The following is a 21,527-nucleotide window of genomic DNA, read 5'->3' as shown; positions in this document are numbered from 1 at the left end:
TTGTCATGGAAAGATAACATTCTTTGTGGCGAAGACGAGAGCAAGCGGCGCCAAAGGCCACTTTTTCATCGGATTTCGCTTAAACGTGATTAAGCCGCGCGGTTAAGCCGGCGCATAACTCTATCCGAAAATCGATTCCGACTTTCGGGGTTATGCGCTGAGCCAGGCCGGAATCGAATCGAGGGCGATCAGTTCTTCATAGGTCCGGCGGGGACGAATGACGTGGAAATCGCCGCCCTTGACCAGCACTTCGGGCACCAGAAGCCGACTGTTATAGGTGCCGGCCTGGACCGCGCCATAAGCGCCGCCGGAGCTGACAGCCAGGAGATCGCCAGGCTTCGGCATCGCCATTTCGCGGTCGAGCGCCAGATAGTCGCCGGTCTCGCAGACCGGACCGACGATATCGGCCTTGATGCGCGGTGCATTGGCTGCGGTGATCTCGACGGGGCGGATCTCGTGATAGGCCTCGTAGAGCGTCGGGCGAATAAGGTCGTTCATGGCGGCGTCGACGATGACGAAGCTCTTGTTGCCGCCGTCCTTCACATAGATGACTTCCGTCACCAGGATGCCGGCATTGCCGACGATCAGGCGGCCGGGTTCGGTGACGATCTTGCAGTTCAGGCCGCGCAGTTGATCCTTGACGATATGGGCATAGGCATCCGGCAGCGGCGGCGGAGTATTGTCGTCGCGATAGGGAATGCCGAGGCCCCCGCCGATATCGACATGGTGGATGTCATGGCCGTCGCTGCGCAGCGTCTCGACGAGCTCGCGCAGCAGCTTGAAGGCATCCTCGAAGGGCTGAAGCTCGGTGATCTGGCTGCCGATATGCATGTCGATGCCGGTGGCGTCGATACCCGGCAGATTGGCGGCGCGGGCATAGACGGTACGGGCACGTTCCCAGGATATGCCGAACTTGTTTTCCTTCTTGCCGGTTGAAATCTTCGCATGGGTGCGGGCGTCGACATCGGGATTGATGCGAAAGGAAACGGGGGCGATCTTGCCGGCGCGGACGGCGCGCTGGTTCAGTACTTCCAGTTCCGGTTCGGATTCGACGTTGAAGCAGTAGATGCCGGCTTCGAGCGCGACATCCATCTCCTCAGCGGTCTTGCCGACGCCGGAGAACATGATGCGGTTCGCCGGGATGCCGGCGGTCAGAGCCCGCTGCAGCTCGCCGACGGAGACGACGTCGACACCGGCGCCGAGACGGCCGAGCGTCTTCAGCACCGCCTGGTTGGAATTGGCCTTCATCGCGTAGCAGACCATGGCGTCGACATCGTTGAAGGCTTCGGAGAAGACGCGGTAGTGCCGCTCGAGCGTCGCCGTCGAATAGACGTAAAAAGGCGTTCCGACCGCCTTGGCGATCTCGGGAACGGGAACGTCCTCGGCGTAGAGAATACCGTCGCGGTACTGGAAATGGTTCACGGTCGCGGCCTGCTTAGAGAAGCGGATCGAGGAGGAACTTCTTGTCCTCGGTGCCCGGCTGTTTCGTCGGCTTGGAGACGTCGCCGCCCTTGGTCGCCGCAGCGCTTGGCGGATCGAGATCGCCCTTGCGGCCACATCCGACGACGGCAAGGCCGATGACCGAAAGGACGACGGTCAGGCGGATGATATGCGGCATGTTGATCTGCATCGAAATCCTCTTGGGCGGCAAACGCGGAAGCAATCTTCATAGCGAAGTTTCCGCGCCTTGTGCACCCTGATTGTTAGAGTGTGGTTTCCGGCGATTGTCTCAGTTGCGGGCGCGCCAGAAGGCGATCTGTTTGCGCACTTCCGACGGCGCCGTGCCGCCGAAGCTCTTGCGGCTGGCGACCGAGGCTTCGACCGTCAGGACGTCGAAGATCTTGTCGGTGATCGCGGGGTGGATCGCCTGCAGATCTTCCAGCGACAGTTCGGCGAGATCGCAGGACTTGCTCTCGGCAAGCGCCACGGCGCGTCCGGTGACGTGATGGGCGTCGCGGAAGGGCAGGCCTGCCTCGCGCACCAGCCAGTCGGCAAGGTCGGTCGCGGTCGAATAGCCGGATCCGGCGGCGGCCTTCATGCGGGCGGCGTTGATCGTCATGTCGCGTACCATGCCGGTCATGGCGGCAATCGCCAGTTCAAGGCTTTCGGCGGCATCGAAAACCTGTTCCTTGTCTTCCTGCATATCCTTGGAATAGGCGAGCGGCAGGCCCTTCATGATGGTTAGGAGCGCCACCAGCGAGCCATTGATGCGGCCGGTCTTGGCGCGCACCAGTTCGGCGGCATCGGGGTTCTTCTTCTGCGGCATGATCGAGGAACCGGTGGAGAAGGCGTCGGACAGGCGCACGAAGCCGAATTGCGGCGTCGACCAGATGACGATTTCTTCAGCCAGTCGCGACAGATGCATGCCGGCGATGGCGGCGATCGACAGGAACTCGATGGCGAAGTCGCGGTCGGAGACGGTGTCGATCGAGTTGCGGGTCGGCTCGCGGAAGCCGAGCGCCTTGGCCGTCATATGGCGATCGATCGGGAAGCCTGTGCCGGCAAGGGCGGCGGCGCCGATCGGCGATTCGTCCATATGCTCGATGGCATGGCGCACGCGCGAACGGTCGCGGCCGAACATCTCGACATAGGCCATGCAATGATGGCCGAAGGTGACCGGCTGCGCCGTCTGCAGATGGGTGAAGCCGGGCATGACGGTGTCGGCGTGCTCCTCGGCGCGGTCGAGGAAGGCAGCGATCAGGCCGGTCAGTGCCTGTTCGCATTTCTGCAACTCTTCCTTGACCCAGAGGCGGAAATCGAGCGCCACCTGGTCGTTGCGCGAACGGGCCGTGTGCAGACGTCCGGCAGCGGGGCCGATCAGGGCGGCGAGCCGCGACTCGACGTTCATATGGATGTCTTCGAGGCTGCGGGAGAATTCGAAATTTCCGGCTTCGATCTCTGACAGGATCGTGTTCAGCCCGTGAACGATCTTGTCTTTATCCTCGGTTGAAATGATGCCTTGATGGGCAAGCATGGTGGCATGGGCGATGGAGCCGCGGATATCCTGCGCAAACAGCTTCTTGTCGAAACCGATCGATGCATTTATCTCCTCCATGATGGCCGCGGGGCCGGAGGCGAAACGTCCGCCCCACATCTGGTTGGAGGATTTGGTGTCCGTGCCGTCAGCCATGAGATGCCTACCTGGAGAATGTAATGACAGCGAAGAAGCCGTTTGGTCTGCCGTCCGTGAAACTTGTCCTGCTTGCCGCCGTCGCCGGGGTCGTCGCTGGTGCGGCAGCGGTATACGTGAAGGAGGCGGGGTATGGCAATGGTATTGGTGAAACCGCCTCCTCCGGACAATGTGAAACGGCCAAGGATCGCGCCGCGGCCCTAACGCCCTTCACCAAGGGGCAGGTCGCTGCCATGGCCGCGCCGCAGACGCCGATCTCGCTGCACGACGTTTCCTTCAAGGGAGCGGACGGCCAGCCGCTGTCGGTCGGCAATTTCTCCGGCAAGACGCTGCTGCTCAATGTCTGGGCGACCTGGTGCGTACCCTGCCGCGAGGAAATGCCGGCGTTGAATGCGCTGGAGAAGAGCATGGGCAACGACAAGTTCGAGGTCGTCGCCGTCAATATCGACACCGGCGACGATGAGAAGCCGAAAGCGTTCCGCACCGATTACGGCATCGACACGCTCGGCTATTATCGCGACAGCACCATGGGCGTCTTCAATGCGCTGAAGAAACAGGGCCTGGCCTTCGGCCTGCCGGTGACGCTGCTGATCGACGGCAAGGGCTGCCTGGTCTCTGCCATGAACGGCCCGGCGGCGTGGGACAGCGACGATGCGAAAAATCTGATCAAGGCGGCGGTGGGGATTTGATATTCCTCCTTCTCCCCTGGGGGAGAAGGTGCCCGACAGGGCGGATGAGGGGGAGTGCGTCATATTCAGGCGCATTGATTAGGAAAAGAAGTGCGGCTTCCCGGTAACGCCCCCTCACCCCGCGCGTTCCGCGCGACCCTCTCCCCAATGGGGCGAGGGTGTTTTTACCGCGTCGGAACAGGCACTTCGCCGCGATAATCGTAGAAGCCGCGGCCGGATTTGCGGCCGAGCCAGCCGGCTTCGACATATTTCACCAGCAGCGGGCAGGGGCGGTATTTCGAATCCGCCAGGCCGTCATGCAGCACCTGCATGATCGACAAGCAGGTGTCGAGGCCGATGAAGTCTGCAAGCTGCAGCGGGCCCATCGGGTGGTTGGCGCCGAGCTTCATGGCGGTGTCGATGGCATCGACGGTGCCGACGCCTTCGTAAAGCGTGTAGATAGCCTCGTTGATCATCGGCAGCAGGATGCGGTTGACGATGAAGGCCGGGAAGTCTTCGGCCACTGTGATCGTCTTGTCCAGCGAGCTGACATATTCCTTGGCGGCGGAGAAGGTCGATTCCTCGGTGGCGATGCCGCGCACCAGTTCGACGAGCTTCATCACCGGCACCGGGTTCATGAAGTGGATGCCCATGAAGCGTTCCGGCCGGTCGGTTGCGGAGGCGAGCCTAGTGATCGACAGCGACGAGGTGTTGGTGGCGAGCATCGCCTCGGGCTTCAGGATCGGACAAATCTGGGCGTAGATCTTGCGCTTGACGCTTTCGTCCTCGGTCGCGGCCTCAATGGCGAGGTCGACCTGGGCGAGATCGTTGAGGTCGGAAGAGCCCGATATCAGTGCCAGCGCCGCCTTGCGCTCCTCGTCGGTCATCTTGCCGGAAGAGACCTGGCGGGCAAGGTTACCGTTGATGGTGGCAAGGCCGCTCTCGATGCGTTCCTGCGACAGATCGTAGATGTGCACCTTATAACCGGCCATGGCGGATACGTGGGCAATGCCGCAGCCCATCTGGCCCGCTCCGATAATACCGATCGTCTTCAGCGAACTCATTGCCAACTCCCCCGGGGCGGCGCGTTCTCGGCGGCGCGCCATGCTTTTCGTCATAAATTTGCCGGACTATTTCTAGCCCGGCAAGATTGATAGACCCATAAAGGACAATTTTCCAGTCTTTCGCAACTGCGAAAGAGATCAAGAGGCGCGATCAGAGCGCCTTTTCGAGTTCCGGCAGTGCCTCGAAGAGATCGGCGACGAGACCATAGTCGGCGATCTGGAAGATCGGGGCCTCTTCGTCCTTGTTGATGGCGACGATGACCTTCGAGTCCTTCATGCCGGCCAGATGCTGGATGGCGCCGGAGATGCCGCAGGCGATGTAGAGCTGTGGAGCGACGACCTTGCCGGTCTGACCAACCTGCCAGTCGTTCGGCGCGTAGCCGGCATCCACCGCTGCGCGCGATGCGCCGACGGCAGCCCCGAGCTTGTCGGCGACGGGAAGGATGACCTCGCGGAACTTCTCCGCCGAGCCGAGCGCGCGGCCACCAGAGATGATGATCTTAGCCGACGTCAGTTCCGGACGGTCGGATGAGGACAGCGCATCACTGACGAAGCTGGAAAGACCGGGATTGGCAACGGCCGCGATCGCCTCGACGGCAGCCGAGCCGCCTTCCGGGGCAGATGCGAAGGACGCCGTGCGAACGGTGATCACCTTCTTTGCATCGCTCGACTGCACCGTCTGGATGGCGTTGCCGGCATAGATCGGGCGCTTGAAGGTATCGGCGGAGACGACGTCGGTGATCTCGGAGATCTGGGCGACGTCGAGCAGGGCTGCGACACGCGGCAACACGTTCTTGCCGACCGAGGTGGCGGCGGTGATGATGGTGTCGTAGCTTGCGGCGAGCGACACGATCAGATCGGCGAGCGGTTCGGCGAGGTTGTTGGCAAGCTCGTCGCTTTCGGCCAGCAGCACCTTGGAGACGCCTGCAAGCTTTGCGGCGGCATCGGCGGCAGCCTTGGCACCCTTGCCGGCGACGAGGATATGCACTTCGCTTCCCGTTTCCTTGGCGATTTTCGCAGCAGCCGTCAGCGTCTTTGCGGTCTGGTCGGAAAGGCTGGTGTTGTCGTGGTCAGCCAGAAGAAGAATGGCCATGATGATTGTCTCCCTTTGCTGTCCTTAAAGCACGCCGGCTTCGGTCTTGAGCTTCTCGACGAGTTCGGCGACCGAACCCACCTTGATGCCCGCCTTGCGGCCGGACGGCTCTTCCGTCTTCAGCACTTTCAGACGTGGCTCGGTCGAGACGCCGAAGTCTGCCGGGCTCTTCTTGTCGAGCGGCTTCTTCTTCGCCTTCATGATGTTCGGCAGCGAGGCATAGCGCGGCTCGTTGAGGCGAAGGTCGGTGGTGACAACGGCCGGAAGCTTGATCTCGATGGTCTGCAGGCCGCCATCGACTTCGCGGGTCACGGTTGCCTTGCCGTCGCCGATCTCGATCTTCGAGGCGAAGGTCGCTTGCGCCGAACCCAGGAGGGCTGCCAGCATCTGGCCGGTCTGGTTGCTGTCGTCATCGATCGCCTGTTTGCCGACGATGATCAGGCCCGGCTGTTCGGCGTCTGCAACACCCTTCAGGATTTTGGCGACGGCCAGCGGCTCGACGGCATCATCGGTCTCGACCAGGATTGCCCGGTCGGCGCCCATGGCAAGTGCGGTGCGCAGCGTCTCTTCAGCCTTGGCAGGCCCGATCGAGACGACCACGACTTCCTCAGCCTTGCCGGCTTCCTTCAGCCGCAGCGCTTCTTCAACCGAGATCTCGTCGAACGGGTTCATCGACATCTTGACGTTGGCGAGCTCAACGCCCGTACCATCCGGCTTCACGCGGATCTTGACGTTGTAATCAACTACCCGCTTCACGGGGACGAGAATCTTCATGGAATCCTTCCTTCAACACTGCGCTCTAAGACCATGGCCTGTTCCGCGCCGTTCCGTTTGTCGAATGGCGACATGGATACGCGTTTTTTTTCCAATTACAACGCTTCCATGCCGCAGACAGGCAAATTGCTTTAGGGGTGTAAATAACGTTTACGTTTACGTTAACGTCAATATCATCACCCGGCACGAGACATAATTTGTCTTCTTACCGATTCTTGCCGGGAACCCAGAGCACATCGGCGCGGCCGCGATCATTGGCATGGCGCGCGGCGACAAACAGGAAGTCCGAGAGGCGGTTGACGTATTTCAATGCCGCCGGGCTGACACGCTCGCCCTTGGTGCGCGACAGGGCCACCATCAGCCGCTCGGCGCGTCGCGCGATGGTGCGGGCGAGGTGGAGGTGGGCGGAAGCGGGGCTGCCGGCGGGCAGGACGAAGGAGTTCAGCGGTTCGAGACCGGCATTCAGAGCGTCGATATCATGTTCGATGCGCGCCACCTGATTGTCGATGATGCGCAGCGGCTCGTAGGGCAGCGGCTCATCCGTTTCCGGTGCCGAGAGATCGGCGCCGAGATCGAACAGATCGTTCTGGATGCACATCAGCATGGCGTCGAGCTCGGGCATTTCGGCCGCATGCAGCCGGGCAACGCCGATCGCGGAATTGGTTTCGTCGATTGTGCCATAGGATTCGACGCGCAGATCGTGCTTCAGCCGGCGTGGGCCGGAGACGAGGCCGGTCGTGCCGTCGTCACCGGTCTTGGTATAGATCTTGTTGAGCTTGACCATCTTGATCCCGTAATCAGGCTGGACGGCCGCCGCCGGTCAGCCACAGCGTCAGCATGATGAGGATGACGGCGACTGCCTGCAGCAGCACGCGAAGCTGCATCAGCCGGTTGGAGAGGTTGGGGTTGTCACCCTTCATCATGTTGAACAAGCCACGAATGAGGACGAGCACCACGAGGCCCATGACAATGATGGCGGCAATATAGGTAAATGTGGACATGGCTCTCCTCCGTCCCCCTCTTTCAATCCAGCCGGCGCATCAGACGATAGAAAAGGTTAGCCGGCAACAGCCTTTTCAGAAGAACGCCCTGCTTGGCAGGGGTGGTCACGAGATAGTGCGGACGCGGATTTCTCGCATTCAAGGCGGATTTTAACACGTCATAGACGGCTTCGGATCCCAATTTATGCTTGTTGACCGGACCTGTGCCATTCAGTCGCGCCAGTTGCCGCCGGTATTCGACGGCATGGGCCGAATGTTTGAGATCGATGTGTTCCTCGATCTTGGCGAGCGCATTGGCGGTGAAGCGCGTGGCGATCGGGCCCGGTTCGATCAGGCTGACATGGATGCCGCTATCCTGCAGCTCCATCCTGAGCGTGATCGTCAGCCCCTCCAGCGCAAATTTCGAGGCTGTGTAGGCGCCGCGGAAGCGATAGGGGATGAGGCCGAGGATGGACGAGCAATTCACGATGCGGCCCTGACCTCGAGCGCGCATCAGCGGGATCACCTGCCGCGTCAGCTCATGCCAGCCGAAGAAGTTTGTCTCGAACTGCTCGCGTAGCACTTCCGTGGAGAGATCTTCCACCGCGCCCGGTTGGCCGTAGGCACCGTTGTTGAACAGGGCGTCGATGCGGCCGCCGGTCCGTTTGCGGACTGTCGCGACCAGCGCCGAGATCGTGTCCGGCCGGGTGTAATCCATCAGCAGCGTTTCGATACCGTCAGCCTCGAGCGGGCCGAGGTCGACCTCCTTGCGCACGGTCGCATAAACGCGCCAGCCATCGGCCTTAAGCGCCCGGGCGCAATAGGCGCCGATGCCGGAAGAGCAACCTGTCACGATGATGGTGCGTTGATCTGCCATGGAGAATGATTCCTGTACAAAATGGGAGTCGTTTCCCATATTCAGTGGCCCGATACAATCGACAACCGGTGGATGAGGACCGGGCTCAGGCGGAGATGGAATGCCGACATTCGTTCGTGCGCTTTACAAGGTCGTCTACGATGCAGTGTTCCATTTCGTCGAGGACGATGGGTTCGCCATGGCGAGCCATGTCGCGCTTTCGACGCTGCTGGCGGTTTTCCCGTTCCTGATTTTCGGCACCGCTCTCGCGAGCTTCCTCGGCGCCAGCCAGTTTTCCTCTACCGCCGTGCACCTGATCTTCGACACCTGGCCGGAAGCGATCGCCAAGCCGGTGGCCGATCAGGTGGTGCAGGTGCTGACCATTCCGCGTGGCGGGTTGCTGACGATCTCGGTGCTGGCCGCCGCCTATTTCGCCTCCAACGGTGTCGAGGCGCTGCGCATTTCGCTTAACCGCGCCTATCGGGTGCCGGAAACGCGGCCGTGGTATTTCAACCGTCTGGCCAGCCTCGGCTATGTGCTGATCGCGGTTCTGATCTTCGCGCTGTTGAGCATCCTCCTGGTCGCCGTGCCGCTGGCGCTGAACTATACGCGGCAATGGCTGCCGGGGCTTGCCGATATCCTTGATGTCGTTTTCAGCTGGCGAATCTACGGCACCATCTTCCTGCTGGTGGCGGGGCTACTGATCCTGCATCTGTGGCTGGCGGCGGGGCGGCGGCGGTTGTTCGACGTTATCCCCGGCGTGTTCCTGACCCTGGTCTTCTGGTCGGTCGGCGCGCTGCTCTTTGCCTATTATCTCTCGACTTTCGCCAATTACACCGCCACCTATGCCGGCCTCGCCTCGGTGATGATCGTGCTCATCTTCCTCTATATGCTCGCGGTGATTTTCATCATGGGCGCGGAAATCAATGCGGCGCTGATGAAGTTCAAGGTGCGGCGCCTGCTGTTCGGCAAGGCGGTGGTCAGCCCGCAAGCCGGCAGCCAGGACGTCGACAAGCAGGAAGTGGACAAGCAGCAATCAGAGGCCGATGCGGCGGCGAAGCTGCGCCGGTGACAGGCCTTGCCGGCGCCATTCGGCGATGCCGGTGTCGCCCTGGCTCTTCGACAGCTTCCGACCGTCGTCGCCGAGGATCAGCCGGTGATGGTGATAGAGCGGCTCCGGCAGGCCGAGCAAGCTTTGCAACAGGCGGTGAATCGAGGTGGCGTGGAAGAGGTCAAGGCCGCGTACGATATGGGTGATGCCCTGCGCCGCATCATCGACGACCACGGAGAGATGATAGCTCGACGGCGCATCGGAGCGTGACAGCACCACATCGCCCCAGGCTGCGGGATCGGCAGGGATATCGCCCGTCTCGCCATCGCCGCTCTCGCGCCAATGGAGCGGCTGGCCGACCAACGTGATGGCCTTTTCCATATCGAGCCGCCAGGCGTGCTTGAGACCGACGTCCAGCAATCGCTGTCGCTCTTCCGGGCTGCGCTTGCGGTCGTCGGGCGGATAGAGCGGCGTTCCGTCCGGATCGCGCGGCCAGGGTTTGCCGCTTGTTTCACCAGCGGCGACCCGCGCCTTCACCTCGCCGCGCGTGAGAAAGGCGGGATAGACGAGGCTGCGGTCGATCAGTGACTGCAGGGCGCTCTGATAGGCCGGAAAATGCTCGGACTGCCGGCGCACCGGTTCTTCCCACGAAAGGCCGAGCCATGTGAGGTCGGTCAAAATCCCCGCTTCGAAATCGGGTGTACAGCGGGCCTGATCTATGTCCTCGATGCGCAGGAGAAAATCGCCGCCGGCCTTGATCGCCATGTCTTGATTGAGGATCGCCGACAGCGCATGGCCAAGATGCAGCGCGCCGTTCGGGCTTGGCGCAAAGCGGAATCTCGGCTTTTGACGGGGAATCTCGATCATGCTTTCTTCTGCCACGAATCTCGCTGAGGGACCATGAGCTGCCATGCACATCATTCGCGATGAAGACGATATCAGGCAAGGACTGGCGGCGTTGGTCGAGCTCGATCCGCGCCTGCGACAGATTGTTCTGGAGGCCGGCCCCGTGCCGCTGCGCCTGCGCGAGCCGGGTTTCGAGGGGCTGGCCCATATCATCGTCTCGCAGGTTGTATCGCGGGCAAGCGCCGACGCGATCTGGGGACGGATGATGGCGAGGCTCGGCCGGGTGACGGCCGAGGCCTATGCCGGGCTGGAGCCGGATGCCTGGCGTGCCTTCGGCCTGTCGCGAATCAAGGCGGATACGCTGGCAAGGGTCGCCAATGCTGTTGTCGAAGGCCGAATCGATCTGCATTCGTTGAGCACCGAGCGCCCGGAAAAGGCACTGTCCGAATTGACGTCGATCAAGGGGATCGGCCCGTGGACGGCCGAGGTCTACCTGATGTTTTGCGGCGGTCACGCAGATGTGTTCCCGGTCGGCGATGTCGCCCTGCAGGCGGCTGTGGGCATGGCGTTCGGCCATGAGATCAGGCCCCTGCCGAAGCTTTTGGCCCGGGAAGCGGCGGTCTGGGCGCCTTGGCGCTCGGTCGCGGCCCGGCTTTTCTGGGCTTATTATGCCGTCAAGACCCGGCGCGACGCGCTGCCTATCGATTAATCAGTGGGTCTCATAGATCGGCCTCTTTTCACTGAATTTATTGGACTTCACAATCCTGTAACAACCGGCCTAATATACAGGTGCAGATGCCGAATCGATCAGGAGGGTTCCTTGACGATTGCAGTCTCCCCGCAGTCCCTGCCGGCGCTCGTTCTGAACGCTGACTATAGACCGCTGAGTTATTACCCCTTGTCGCTCTGGTCCTGGCAGGACGCGATCAAGGCGGTTTTCCTTGACCGTGTGAATATCATTGCCGAATACGATCAGTGCGTATCGTCACCGAGCTTCTCGATGCGGCTGCCGAGCGTTGTCTGCCTCAAGACTTACGTTCAGCCGTCCCGCAACCCGGCCTTTACCCGGTTCAACGTCTTCCTGCGTGACCGGTTCGAGTGCCAGTATTGCGGCACCCATGACGACCTGACCTTCGACCATGTCATCCCGCGCGCCCATGGCGGCGAGACGACCTGGGAGAACGTCGTGGCGGCCTGCTCGCCGTGCAACCTGCGCAAGGGCAGCAAGCTGCCGAAGCAGGCGGGCATGTTCCCGGCGCAGAAGCCGTATCAGCCGACCGTGCAGGATCTGCACAACAACGGCCGCCTGTTCCCGCCGAACTATCTGCACGACAGCTGGCTCGACTATCTCTACTGGGATACAGAACTGCAGCCGTAAGACTCCTTCTCCCCAAGGGGAGAAGGTGGCCCGAAGGGTCGGATGAGGGGGCGCGGCATAGGCAGAATTGCCTTTCGCTTGTCGCTCAAGACCTTCATCGCTTCGCATCTCGCCCTCTCATCCGGCCGCTCGCAATTTCGCTTTGCTCAACTGCTCACGTCCACCTTCTCTCCGCTGGAGAGAAGGGGCTATGCAGCCTTCTTCACGCCCACAAAGGCAATCGCCGCAAGAATCACGCTGGCGACGACGTTCCAGCCCGCCATCGAGATGCCGAGGACGCGGAGTGCTGCTTCCGTGCAGGACGGGCCTTTGATGGTGCTGAGCTCGTTCAACAGGTCGCCGGCATTCTGCGTCATGCTGCTGGCCGAGGTGGAGCAGGTCGTGGGACCCGCCCAGAAGTGCCATTCAACGCCGGCGTGATAGACGCCGATGCCGCCGCCGACCACCATCATCAGGCCGGCAATCGCCAGCAGCGTGCGGGTGATCCACGAGGGCAGGCGGAGGATGGCCGTCAGGGCAGCGACGATCGCGACGGGAATGCCGTAATAATAGGGCTGGCGCTGTTCCAGGCAGAGCGCGCAGGGGATATAGCCGCCAATATGCTGGAAGCCGAGGGCCGAGCCGACGACGACGGCCATGCCGATCGCAAGCAGTGCGGAATAGCCAAGGCCGGCACGGGAGGAGGTCAAGGTTTGGGACATCAAGGGGCTCCGTGCTCAGTTCGCCAGAGCATAATGGAAGATGCCGTAGAGGGCGATGAGAATGCCGGCGGCCGCCATGGTGATCTGGCCGAGGCGTTTCTCGATGAAGTGCCGGATCGATTCGCCGTAGCGGCGCAGCAGGAAGGCGAGGAAGAAGAAGCGAGCGCCACGCGCGACGATGGCCGAGATGATGAACAGGCCGAGATCGATGTGTGCAACGCCGGAAAGGATCGTCACCACCTTGATCGGCGGTAGATGCGCCAGGCCCGAGGTGACCAGCAGTAGGAGGATCCATTCATAGGTGATGCCCGCGCTCATCTGGTTGAAGGCGTCGAGCTTGCCGTAGAATTCCAGGATCGGCTTGGCGATAGTTTCGAAGGCATAATAGCCAAGTGCCCAGCCCGCGATGCCGCCGAGAACGGAAGCAACCGTTGCCGTCAGCGCGTAGCGCCAGGCGCGCTCGGGCTTGGCGAGCGACATCGGCAGGAACAGCACGTCGGCGGGGACAAGAAAGACGGAGCTTTCGACGAAGGCGATAACAGCCAGCCAGACTTCCGCCGATTTGCGGCCGGCCAACGACATGGTCCAATCGTAGAGTCTACGAAGCATGGTACCCCCTTTTGCTGCGTTGCACACCTTTAGGGACGAGGATTGTGGCTGTAAATGGCCGCAAGCTTGGGCGGGCAGCACAAAATCAAAATTTTTCGTGAGGCCGGGGTGATCGGCGGCGATATGTTTTTGTTTAGTCTTTTCTTATGTTTCCGGTTCGGAGTGTCTGTGCCGGTGAAGGTTTTCGTACCCTTCATGCCAAATCGGTATCAATATTTGTGACTAATTATGTAAAGAAATTAAATATTTCTCGGTAATCTATGTTATCTTAAGTCAATGATTAAAATAATCAGGCAAGGAGAATTTGGATGAGACGGTTTAATTTATTTTTCACCGGGCGGCAGTACGCGATTTTCTTCATCGAGACATCGGTTTTGTCGGCTGGTATCGCTCTCATGCTCATCGCTAATCTTCCAGTGATTCATTGATTTCTGCCGGCATGCTTCGGATGGATGCGCCCGCTACCTGGTTGATGCACCTTCCCACACGTACTTTTCCGCGCTTCGGAACCTTTTTTACATCCAGGGGTTTATGGTGCGGAGGAGTATCGCTATGAGCAATGATCTTAACAGACCAAATTCGGACCTCGGAACGCCGCCGCTTTCACGACGCCCTCCTTGGACATCGTGGATCGTTCTTCTGGCAGCGGTCCTCGTAGCCGCGCTGGCGTGGAACTTCTGGCCTCATGCAACCTCGCCAGAGGCAACAGCTCCGCCGGCCGAGACCACAACGACACAGCCACCGGCAACGTCAACGCCCCCCGCCACGGCACCTGCTCAGCAGTAGAGAAAGCCCGCCAGCAATGGCGGGCTTTCCATTAGGAGCCCGGCCACGCGCCTTGAGAGAGCGCTTCGCGCCTTCATTTCCTGGAGCAGGAGTCGTTTTTGTGGGTGGCAGGTTCTTGCCTGCAAGTTCAATGAGTTACGCTGCTATAAAAGTTGATATGAAATTAAAGTAAAATATTCCCGGTAATCCGTGCTATGACAGCTCTCATAGGAAACGGTTTCCGCATTTGTGCGGAACTGAAACCGTCTTCCTCTCTTCTTGGCAGGCAACGATACGTGAGAATGTCGTCATGACGGCAGACGCCATCATGATGCTAGCGGTGAAAGCCCTTGCCCAACCGACTAGCAACTCAAACGGAGGATGCAGATCATGCCAGTCCATATCGGTCCAACCTTGAAAACCCGCAAGGGATTCAGATGCAAGATCAGCGAAAAGACCGACACGGTGTTTCGCGAGATCACCACAGGCAAAGTCCCTCAACGGCTGGAGAAGGCTGCTCTTCTGAAAGCCCTGCGTATAGAGCGGGATCGGCCGACACGCCCGCAGCGTCCGGCTTGATGACCTGGTTGAGGTGGCCACCGACGGTCGCTTGAAAGACTTGCTCAGCCAATTGAATGCTCTCATCAGAAGCCCGCTTCCGGCGGGTTTTCTTTTGCGCGAAATTTGGCTGCCCGGCCATCAAACCCGGCGCATTTTTTACCTAGCTCAGGTCGTTCTGTTTCTCCGGCGAGAGCAACCGGACCGAACTCAAAGCTACAACATGTCGCCCAGGGTCCAATGGTTATTCCATCGCACGTCGATCTCGTCATCGACATTCTGGTATCTGATGTCGGTGGAGAGGCGCAGTCGTTGTTCTCTATCCTGATTGGTCGTCGAGGCGTGGATCATGAACGGCGAGTGGAGCATGATGTCGCCTGCCTCATAATTCGCGGCGAGCCAGCGCGTGTTGAACCGTTCCGCCATGTCCGGCAGATCCTTCGAAACCCATCCGCCTTCCGTCATATTGCGATTGTAAGCGCTCACTTGTTCTTCGGGACTGAGATCCTTGTTGCGCTCGCTAAATTCGCGCTCCATCTTCAGGCCAATCACGTGCGATCCTTCAAGATAGACCAGGCCGCCCATGTCGATGGGAGTGTCGCCGATCGGAATCCACGCCGTTACCACCCGGCTCGTGCCCCCACGCAAGTAGACAAGATCATAGTGCGCCGGCGTTGCGGTCGCCGTTCCCGGCCGGGTAAACCGCATGATCTTGCGTTTGTGCAGGTAGGAAATGCCCGACAGGAATTCATCCATAAAGTGAGCGATGCGGGGCTGCGCACAGAAGCCCTCATACGCCGTGGAGCGAACCAGGGACATGAGGCAGCGATCCGCCGCGCTATATTCATTCCCTGCCGCCGATGCGATCCCATGCCGAGGATCCGTGCCTTGCTCGATCAGGCCGGTCTTCGCCAGATGAGCAAAGACCCAGCCCCGGAATTCGATGACCTCGCTTCGTGGCAAGAAGCCCTTTAGCCATACATAGCCGTTCTCCTCATAGAGGCGACGGATCGCCTCGACGCCTATATTCGGATCGGTGGGGGTCAAATAGCCGAACCGATCCGCGGCCATCGACAGGGTCTTTCCGTTCGCGGTAAGGGAAAGCCTTTCCTCGTCTGGCTGCTTAATCTGTCTCGAAATTGACATTTCACTCGTCCGATGCTTGAGCTTGTTGTATCGAGAACCTAGCAAATGATGGCAATTGCTCACATGGAGGAAAGCCATACTGGACTTTTCGCTCGTCATGAACTCAACGGAAGCAATCTATCGGTCCTCCCTTGCCGCCGCCGGTGGGCTTGCTGTCATCGGCAGCGGACGGCAGCATGTCACTCATGCGGTCAAATGCCGGAAGCTGCCGAGTTATGCGGTTGTTCTGGTGGAGCAGGGCCGGGGTTTTATCGAGACCGATGCCTGCGGCCGGCGGAGCGTCGAGGGGCCAGCCCTTTTCTGGCTGTTTCCAAACCGCCAGCATTCCTATGGTCCGGACGCCGACGGCTGGAGCGAGCGATGGGCGCTTTTCGAAGGCTCTTTCACGCGCGACTTCGTGCGGTTGCGGCTCTTCAGCGAACGCGATCCGGTCGTAGCACTTCGGAATCTCGACTCGATGCAGCGCCTCTTCCGTAATCTTCACGCCGATCTGCTGGACGATAAGAGCCTTGGAAGGGCATCCGCCGCGCTGGCTCTGCACCAGATCGTCGTCCTGGCAGCAAGGCACGCAAGCCGTGCCACGCCTTTGCGCCACGATACGACCGATATCGCGGAGATCGTCGAAGCGTTGCGGAAAAGGACAATGCAGCCTCTGGACCTGGCCGCGTTCGCCGCCGAGCATGGAATGTCGACTGCCACACTACGCCGGAAATTTATCGAAGAAACCGGTCTGCCGCCAAAGGCGTTTCAGCTTCGGATGCGCGTGGACCACGCCAAGGAGCTCCTGGCGACAACGGCTGAAACGATCGAGATCATCGCCGCCGCAGTCGGAATCAAGGATCCCTTCTATTTTTCGCGACTGTTCCACGAGCGCGAAGGCTGCACGCCCAGCGAATTCCGGGCGCGGTATATGAGAGGCTGAGCGGTTGGGATGACTCGCCCAGTTCCTCTTTCATCGCCTATCGATATGGTCTCGAACGATGCGATGCCTTGCTGAGGGCAAAGAGTGGAAAACCTGGGTGAATTTGGAGAAAATTCTGGATGGTGGTGCCCCATGCCGGAGTCGAACCAGCACTTCTTTCGAAACTCGATTTTGAGTCGAGCGCGTCTACCAATTCCGCCAATGGGGCATCATGACGTAGCTCCACTAGATGGAGACAGGCATGAAGTCAAGGCGGGAAGATAAGGCATGGCTCAATGAGGTCAGAAAGGAAATCTTAAGGGCAAACATGGTGTTTTGCTCCGCATATCGTGTGATCACCGCGCGGCTCTTACCGCATAACACAGCCCTGCATGAGGATTGGATAGCTGGGTCTTGTCAAGCACGATGAAGCCGGCCTCAAGTAGCGGAGCAATGAGGTCCATCTGGGTCAGTTCCTTGGACCACCATTTGTGCCATTCGATCACCATGGCATGGATGGAGCCGAAAAGCTCATGTTGTGCCAGCGTCTTGAAAATCCCGAACTCGGATCCCTCGCAATCCATCTTGATAACGAGGTCCATGCCGGCAGCCTTAGCGCGCTCGGCCAGCGGGCCGATGATAGAGGCGGCGTCTCTGATATGGATCGTCTCCGGCTTTCCTGTATCGGCTCCCCTCACAGAAATGCCGATTGTCGCATCGGAGCTGACCATAACCTCCGTCTGCTCGTCTTTTTCGCCCAGTCCGAATTGATTAGGCTTGATCTTGGTGCGCGTCTGCGGGTTCAGCGCGAAATTCTTCAGTGCTCTGGCATGGGGTAGTGAGAAAGGCTCGAATGCGTGCACTTCCCGCACCGTCGGATCTTTCGCCATGAACAGCGATGCCAGGCCAGCATTCATGCCGATGTCGACGACAATCTTGTCGCGCCCGGTGATGAAATTGTATTCGTTGTGAATGAAAATCTCGCTGAGAACCTGGAGATCTTCGGCATTGTAGACATGAAACCGGGTTCCAGAGAAATCAGCGATAATATCCTGCGCCGTGACTTGAAAGCTGAAGCCGTTCTTCTCGAAGTACTTGAACTTGTCGATATGGGTTTTGTAGAATGGATTGGTCATCTCCGGCAGGGCGATTTCCAATACCTGACCGCTTTGAAGGTCAATCCGCTTCAAGGGGCGGTGGACACTTGCGGTAAATGCACCGGCCCCGGTTGAAACGACCCGGAATTCAAAAACGTCTTCCGCATCCGTATCGAACTGTAGGGCAACACCCTTATCCGGTCGCAGCAAATCAGCGCCGGTAAGTTGCTTTTGTGCTAGGGGTCGGGCGCCGAAACCCGCAACGACATCGATATTGCAACAAACTTCCTCAGCCGGCACGGCCGGGTCGGCCTCGATGGGAAATTCAACGACATAGCGTCCCGGAGAAAGTGTCACATAGGGCCCATAGAGCACCCATCCTGCCTGCCCTTTCTTGACAGACACACGCTCATCTCCCTGCTTGTTCACAACCTGCCCAATCTTGGAATAGAACAACGTCGGTTTCCTTATTGACGAATGAGACGGAACTGGATGTCTCACAGATAAACGATATTGCCGGAACCTCGGATCGCGGGCGAGATTGCTCTCTAAGCCCATGTTTGACAAGAATAATTTCCGAATTGCCGTAATGTCGGCGTGTTCTGTCCCGGTGAGTCGCAATGTGTCTTCAAACGTCTGTGAAGGGGCGGAGGCGAGGGGAATGATATCCGTTGAAATTCCTTATTTTCGGAATGTTATTGGGGGCGGACCAGTATCGGCGCTTGCCCCATGATTGATTGGCTGTACGAATTCTGCCAAAGGGGAAACGGATTCTGACAAGGCGGGCGTCCGGCACGCGATTACCTTGGCGCGCAGGTCAGGCAGGCGCGTTATTGCGAGTGTTTCTGCAAGGGTCGGTTCGGCCCATGGCGATCAACTATGGCCATGGGCCTTTTCCTGTTTGTCTCAGTGGGCCATCGCCGGAGCCCTGTCTGTCGAGCCGGGCTTGCTGATGGTCAGCGCCAGGATTGCGGCGAGCACGCAGAAGGCGCCGGCGACGAAGAAGGCGGGCAGGTAGGTGTTGAGTTCGGTGCGGGTCAGGCCGGCGCCATAGGCGGCGGTGGCGGCGCCCATCTGGTGGGCGGCAAAGACCCAGCCGAAGACGAGGCCGGCCTTTTCGCGGCCGAAACGGTCGGCTGCGATCTTGACGGTCGGCGGCACGGTGGCGATCCAGTCGAGGCCGTAGAAAACGGCGAAGATCGACAGGCCGTAGAAGGTGAAGTCGCTGAACGGCAGGTAAACCAGCGACAGGCCGCGCAGGCCGTAATACCAGAAGAGCAGCCAGCGATTATCGAAGCGGTCGGAGAGCCAGCCGGAGCCGATCGTGCCGAAGAAATCGAAGATACCCATGACGGCAAGCACGCTGGCCGCGGCCACCGGCACGATGCCGAAATCACCGCAAAGCGTGACGAAATGCGTCTGGATCAGGCCGTTGGTGGAGAGCCCGCAGATGAAGAAGGTAGCGGCCAAGATCCAGAAGGTCGAGCTCGTCGACGCTTCCTTCAGGATGACGATCGGCGAGGCGAGCGCCGCCTTCAGGTTCTTGGTGGCGAGCGGCGGTGGCGTGACATGGATCTCGCCGACGAGCGGCAGGTTGATGTCGGACGGGCGGTCGCGCATCAGGAGCAGCACGACGAGGGCTGCGACGACGATCATGCCGCAGACGAAGATCACGGTGGTGCGCCAGCCATAGCGCGTCGTCAGCTCGGCCATCAGCGGCAGGAAGACGAGCTGGCCGGTGGCGGAGCTTGCCGAGAGCATGCCGATGACGAGGCCGCGATGCTTGGTGAACCAGCGCGTCGAGACAGTGGCGGCGAGCACCATGGCGGTCAGCCCGGTGCCGAAGCCGACGATGATGCCCCAGCAGAGCAGCAACTGCCAGACTTGCGTCATAAACAACGAGCCGATGAAACCGACGCTGATGGTGGCGAGCGCAAAGACGATGACCTTGCGGACGCCGAAATAGTTCATGAAGGCGGCGGCGAAAGGTCCCATCAGGCCGAACAGCACCAGGCGGACGGCGAGCGCGGAGGAAATGGAGGATGTGCTCCAGCCGAACTCGTCTTCCAGCGGCTTGATGAGCACGCCGGGGGCGCCCATGGCGCCGGCGGTGACGAGCATGGTGAGGAAGGTGGCGCCGACGACGACCCATCCGTAGTGGATGTTGCGGCGGGCCAGCGTCGAGGCGAGGACTGTGGAGACCATGGGATGCGTTCCAGTGGGGTTTCGTGTTTCGGCGTTCAAGATCGGCAAAGGTCGGTGGCTGGCTGAAAAAGAGCCGGCGACGTCATATTCGCTCGTATCGCAATGCCCTTCTCCTGGCTTGAACGATTGTGCAAAGACATTTAGATGATAGTGATCATATTTGTTGCATATTCATGATGGCCATCATATAAATTGTCAATCAAGATTTATTGAAGCTCTGGTGGAGTTTTTTGATGAGAGTGAGCCGCGAAAAATTCGCCGAGAACCGTGAGAAGATCCTTGCCGTGGCGGGGGAGCTTTTTCGCGAAAAGGGTTTTGACGGTATCGGCGTCGCCGACATCATGAAGGCGGCCGGGCTGACGCATGGCGGCTTCTACGGTCATTTCGAATCCAAGGACGAACTGGCCTGCGAAGCCGGCAAGGCGGTGGTATCTCGCTCGCTGGAGCGCTGGAAGGAAGTGGTCGACGGTGCGCCGGGCGAGCCGCTGGAAGCGCTGCTCGCGCATTATCTGTCGCATCGCAATGTCGTGGAGCATGCGACCGGCTGCGTCTTCGCGGCGCTGACGCAGGAGGTCAGCCGCCACGGCCCGAAAATGCAGTCGACCTTTACCGGCGGCCTGATGGGCATGGCGGCGATCCTCGAGGAGATCACACCCGGCGAAACGCAGGAGGAGCGCCGCCGCAAGGCGCTCGTCAGCCTTTCGGCCATGGTCGGTGCCGTCATCCTGGCGCGCGCTATGGACAATCCCGAGCTATCCCAGGAATTCCTGGCCGCCACCCGGCAGGAGCTGACGCCCGCGCCGGAGAGCGTCAAGGAATGACAACGGTTTAGTCGCGGAAGGCGAGGAGCCCGTTGGCCTCGACGATTTCCGTGATCTTGCCGTCGGGAGCGACCTCCAGCAATTCCGCCCGGAGTGCTGCCTCGAAATCCGCCAATTTGTCGCCGAGCGCTTGCGGCGAGGTGGAAGACATCGAGAAGACGCGGCCGACGATATCCTCGATGTCCCTTACATATTCCCTGACGATGCCGATGCGCTCGAGTTTGCGGAAGGGCGAGGCGAGCAGCATGGTCTCATGCGGCGCCCAAGCCTTGCCCTTACGCAGCAGGCGTTCCTCATGGCGCTCCGGCGAAAAAGTCTCCGCCAGTTTTTCGACAATGCCGCGCCAATCCGGGCTCGCCAGTATCGTCTTGTCATGAAACAGCACGACCGCGCCATCCGGCTCGATCCGCTGGTCGAGGGCAGCAAGCGTCGCCGGCCGGTCCATCCAGTGGAAGGAGCGGCCCATGATGCAGAGGTGCAGCTTGCCGATATCCGGCCCGAGATCATAGGAAGACCCCTGGCGGAGGGTGATCCCGACGCCGGCTTCCTTCGCGCCGGCTTCGGCGGCGGCGAGCATCTCCGGCTCCGGGTCCATCGCGGTAACAGTGGCGCCCTGAAGCCGGGCAAAGGCGATCCCAAGCTGTCCGGGGCCGCAGCCGAGATCAAGCACACGATCGCCGGCCTTCAGGCCGCTACGCTCGGCCACGCGGGCGATCAATGTGTCCGGATAAGGGATGCGATAGCGCAAATAATAGGCCGCGGTGGACTGAAAACGCCGCGCTTCGAAAGGCATGGTGGTCATGGGTGGATCCTCGGGGGCAGGGAACTTTGACCTGTTAAGGCTGAACTGTGACCGGCTCGTGAAGCGATTTTTCACGCTTGCT

General features: G+C 60.2%; 23 protein-coding genes and 1 tRNA gene. 7 read left to right on the top strand and 17 right to left on the bottom strand.

The features are described 5' to 3' along the window. Positions 1 to 150: 150 nt before the first annotated feature. The 3 genes from lysA to argH all read right to left on the bottom strand — a co-directional run bounded on the left by lysA (position 151) and on the right by argH (position 3,130). Entirely contained in the window at positions 151 to 1,422 is a 1,272-nt protein-coding gene (gene lysA / locus AB6803_RS23715) for a diaminopimelate decarboxylase (protein ID WP_371111194.1), read from the bottom strand. A gap of 13 nt (positions 1,423 to 1,435) precedes the next feature. Beyond that, positions 1,436 to 1,630 carry a lipoprotein gene (locus AB6803_RS23710; RefSeq protein ID WP_007693633.1) on the bottom strand — a complete coding sequence of 65 codons (195 nt, stop codon included), beginning with the start codon at positions 1,628 to 1,630 and terminating at the stop codon, positions 1,436 to 1,438. A 99-nt stretch (positions 1,631 to 1,729) separates the two neighbouring features. Continuing rightward, positions 1,730 to 3,130, bottom strand: coding sequence for an argininosuccinate lyase (argH, locus tag AB6803_RS23705; protein ID WP_034521553.1), 1,401 nt, complete (start codon positions 3,128 to 3,130; stop codon positions 1,730 to 1,732). 23 nt (positions 3,131 to 3,153) lie between these two features. Here argH and AB6803_RS23700 point away from each other — a divergent pair, with 23 nt between their 5' ends. Further along, positions 3,154 to 3,819, top strand: a complete 666-nt coding sequence (locus AB6803_RS23700; protein WP_371111193.1) for a TlpA disulfide reductase family protein — start codon at positions 3,154 to 3,156, stop codon at positions 3,817 to 3,819. 164 nt (positions 3,820 to 3,983) lie between these two features. Here the strand turns inward: AB6803_RS23700 and AB6803_RS23695 are convergent, their stop codons facing one another. From AB6803_RS23695 to AB6803_RS23670, 6 genes are all read right to left on the bottom strand, one after another. Continuing rightward, positions 3,984 to 4,862, bottom strand: coding sequence for a 3-hydroxybutyryl-CoA dehydrogenase (locus AB6803_RS23695; RefSeq protein WP_371111192.1), 879 nt, complete (start codon positions 4,860 to 4,862; stop codon positions 3,984 to 3,986). A 151-nt stretch (positions 4,863 to 5,013) separates the two neighbouring features. Then, positions 5,014 to 5,955: an electron transfer flavoprotein subunit alpha/FixB family protein gene (locus AB6803_RS23690; RefSeq protein WP_371111191.1), complete on the bottom strand. Its 942-nt coding sequence runs from the start codon at positions 5,953 to 5,955 to the stop codon at positions 5,014 to 5,016. A 24-nt stretch (positions 5,956 to 5,979) separates the two neighbouring features. After that, positions 5,980 to 6,729 (bottom strand): electron transfer flavoprotein subunit beta/FixA family protein, encoded by a 750-nt coding sequence (locus tag AB6803_RS23685; RefSeq protein ID WP_012652567.1) that lies wholly within the window; start codon positions 6,727 to 6,729, stop codon positions 5,980 to 5,982. A gap of 205 nt (positions 6,730 to 6,934) precedes the next feature. Next, positions 6,935 to 7,513 carry a cob(I)yrinic acid a,c-diamide adenosyltransferase gene (locus AB6803_RS23680; RefSeq protein ID WP_371111190.1) on the bottom strand — a complete coding sequence of 193 codons (579 nt, stop codon included), beginning with the start codon at positions 7,511 to 7,513 and terminating at the stop codon, positions 6,935 to 6,937. A 13-nt stretch (positions 7,514 to 7,526) separates the two neighbouring features. After that, positions 7,527 to 7,730: a twin transmembrane helix small protein gene (locus tag AB6803_RS23675; protein WP_007693648.1), complete on the bottom strand. Its 204-nt coding sequence runs from the start codon at positions 7,728 to 7,730 to the stop codon at positions 7,527 to 7,529. 22 nt (positions 7,731 to 7,752) lie between these two features. Next, complete coding sequence (locus AB6803_RS23670) at positions 7,753 to 8,586, bottom strand: SDR family oxidoreductase (RefSeq protein ID WP_371111189.1); 834 nt, start codon at positions 8,584 to 8,586, stop codon at positions 7,753 to 7,755. Between the two features lie 100 nt (positions 8,587 to 8,686). On the opposite strand from AB6803_RS23670, the gene AB6803_RS23665 reads away from it, so the two are divergent. Then, positions 8,687 to 9,637, top strand: coding sequence for a YihY/virulence factor BrkB family protein (locus AB6803_RS23665; RefSeq protein WP_371111188.1), 951 nt, complete (start codon positions 8,687 to 8,689; stop codon positions 9,635 to 9,637). On the opposite strand, the gene gluQRS is transcribed toward AB6803_RS23665, so the two are convergent. Then, positions 9,602 to 10,483, bottom strand: coding sequence for a tRNA glutamyl-Q(34) synthetase GluQRS (gene gluQRS, locus AB6803_RS23660; RefSeq protein ID WP_371111187.1), 882 nt, complete (start codon positions 10,481 to 10,483; stop codon positions 9,602 to 9,604). The two genes, AB6803_RS23665 and gluQRS, sit on opposite strands and share 36 nt — an antisense overlap. Before the next feature lie 43 nt (positions 10,484 to 10,526). On the opposite strand from gluQRS, the gene AB6803_RS23655 reads away from it, so the two are divergent. Continuing rightward, positions 10,527 to 11,171 carry a DNA-3-methyladenine glycosylase gene (locus AB6803_RS23655; RefSeq protein WP_371111186.1) on the top strand — a complete coding sequence of 215 codons (645 nt, stop codon included), beginning with the start codon at positions 10,527 to 10,529 and terminating at the stop codon, positions 11,169 to 11,171. A 111-nt stretch (positions 11,172 to 11,282) separates the two neighbouring features. Next, positions 11,283 to 11,840: an HNH endonuclease gene (locus tag AB6803_RS23650; RefSeq protein WP_371111185.1), complete on the top strand. Its 558-nt coding sequence runs from the start codon at positions 11,283 to 11,285 to the stop codon at positions 11,838 to 11,840. A 188-nt stretch (positions 11,841 to 12,028) separates the two neighbouring features. Here AB6803_RS23650 and AB6803_RS23645 read toward each other — a convergent pair whose 3' ends face one another. Next, positions 12,029 to 12,541, bottom strand: coding sequence for a disulfide bond formation protein B (locus AB6803_RS23645; RefSeq protein WP_371111184.1), 513 nt, complete (start codon positions 12,539 to 12,541; stop codon positions 12,029 to 12,031). Between the two features lie 15 nt (positions 12,542 to 12,556). After that, positions 12,557 to 13,150, bottom strand: coding sequence for a YqaA family protein (locus AB6803_RS23640; protein WP_371111183.1), 594 nt, complete (start codon positions 13,148 to 13,150; stop codon positions 12,557 to 12,559). Between the two features lie 1,155 nt (positions 13,151 to 14,305). On the opposite strand from AB6803_RS23640, the gene AB6803_RS23635 reads away from it, so the two are divergent. Further along, positions 14,306 to 14,494, top strand: a complete 189-nt coding sequence (locus tag AB6803_RS23635) for a hypothetical protein (protein WP_371111182.1) — start codon at positions 14,306 to 14,308, stop codon at positions 14,492 to 14,494. A gap of 195 nt (positions 14,495 to 14,689) precedes the next feature. Here the strand turns inward: AB6803_RS23635 and AB6803_RS23630 are convergent, their stop codons facing one another. Then, complete coding sequence (locus AB6803_RS23630) at positions 14,690 to 15,619, bottom strand: phytanoyl-CoA dioxygenase family protein (RefSeq protein ID WP_371111403.1); 930 nt, start codon at positions 15,617 to 15,619, stop codon at positions 14,690 to 14,692. 97 nt (positions 15,620 to 15,716) lie between these two features. Here AB6803_RS23630 and AB6803_RS23625 point away from each other — a divergent pair, with 97 nt between their 5' ends. After that, on the top strand, positions 15,717 to 16,541 hold the full coding sequence (locus AB6803_RS23625) for a helix-turn-helix domain-containing protein (RefSeq protein WP_371111181.1): 825 nt from the start codon (positions 15,717 to 15,719) through the stop codon (positions 16,539 to 16,541). A 123-nt stretch (positions 16,542 to 16,664) separates the two neighbouring features. Here the strand turns inward: AB6803_RS23625 and AB6803_RS23620 are convergent. The 3 genes from AB6803_RS23620 to AB6803_RS23610 all read right to left on the bottom strand — a co-directional run bounded on the left by AB6803_RS23620 (position 16,665) and on the right by AB6803_RS23610 (position 19,822). Beyond that, positions 16,665 to 16,749: transfer RNA gene (locus tag AB6803_RS23620), tRNA-Leu, on the bottom strand. Between the two features lie 127 nt (positions 16,750 to 16,876). Then, complete coding sequence (locus tag AB6803_RS23615) at positions 16,877 to 18,073, bottom strand: FkbM family methyltransferase (RefSeq protein ID WP_371111180.1); 1,197 nt, start codon at positions 18,071 to 18,073, stop codon at positions 16,877 to 16,879. Between the two features lie 450 nt (positions 18,074 to 18,523). Beyond that, on the bottom strand, positions 18,524 to 19,822 hold the full coding sequence (locus AB6803_RS23610) for an MFS transporter (protein ID WP_371111179.1): 1,299 nt from the start codon (positions 19,820 to 19,822) through the stop codon (positions 18,524 to 18,526). 233 nt (positions 19,823 to 20,055) lie between these two features. On the opposite strand from AB6803_RS23610, the gene AB6803_RS23605 reads away from it, so the two are divergent. Beyond that, entirely contained in the window at positions 20,056 to 20,643 is a 588-nt protein-coding gene (locus AB6803_RS23605) for a TetR/AcrR family transcriptional regulator (RefSeq protein WP_371111178.1), read from the top strand. A 7-nt stretch (positions 20,644 to 20,650) separates the two neighbouring features. Here AB6803_RS23605 and AB6803_RS23600 read toward each other — a convergent pair whose 3' ends face one another. Then, positions 20,651 to 21,445 (bottom strand): class I SAM-dependent methyltransferase, encoded by a 795-nt coding sequence (locus AB6803_RS23600; RefSeq protein ID WP_371111177.1) that lies wholly within the window; start codon positions 21,443 to 21,445, stop codon positions 20,651 to 20,653. Between the last annotated feature and the right edge of the window lie 82 nt (positions 21,446 to 21,527).

The organism is Rhizobium sp. RCC_161_2 (assembly GCF_041355235.1).
Taxonomy (GTDB): Bacteria; Pseudomonadota; Alphaproteobacteria; order Rhizobiales; family Rhizobiaceae; genus Rhizobium.
Note: the sequence above shows the minus strand (reverse complement) of the source record. Positions and strands in the feature narration are given on the sequence as shown.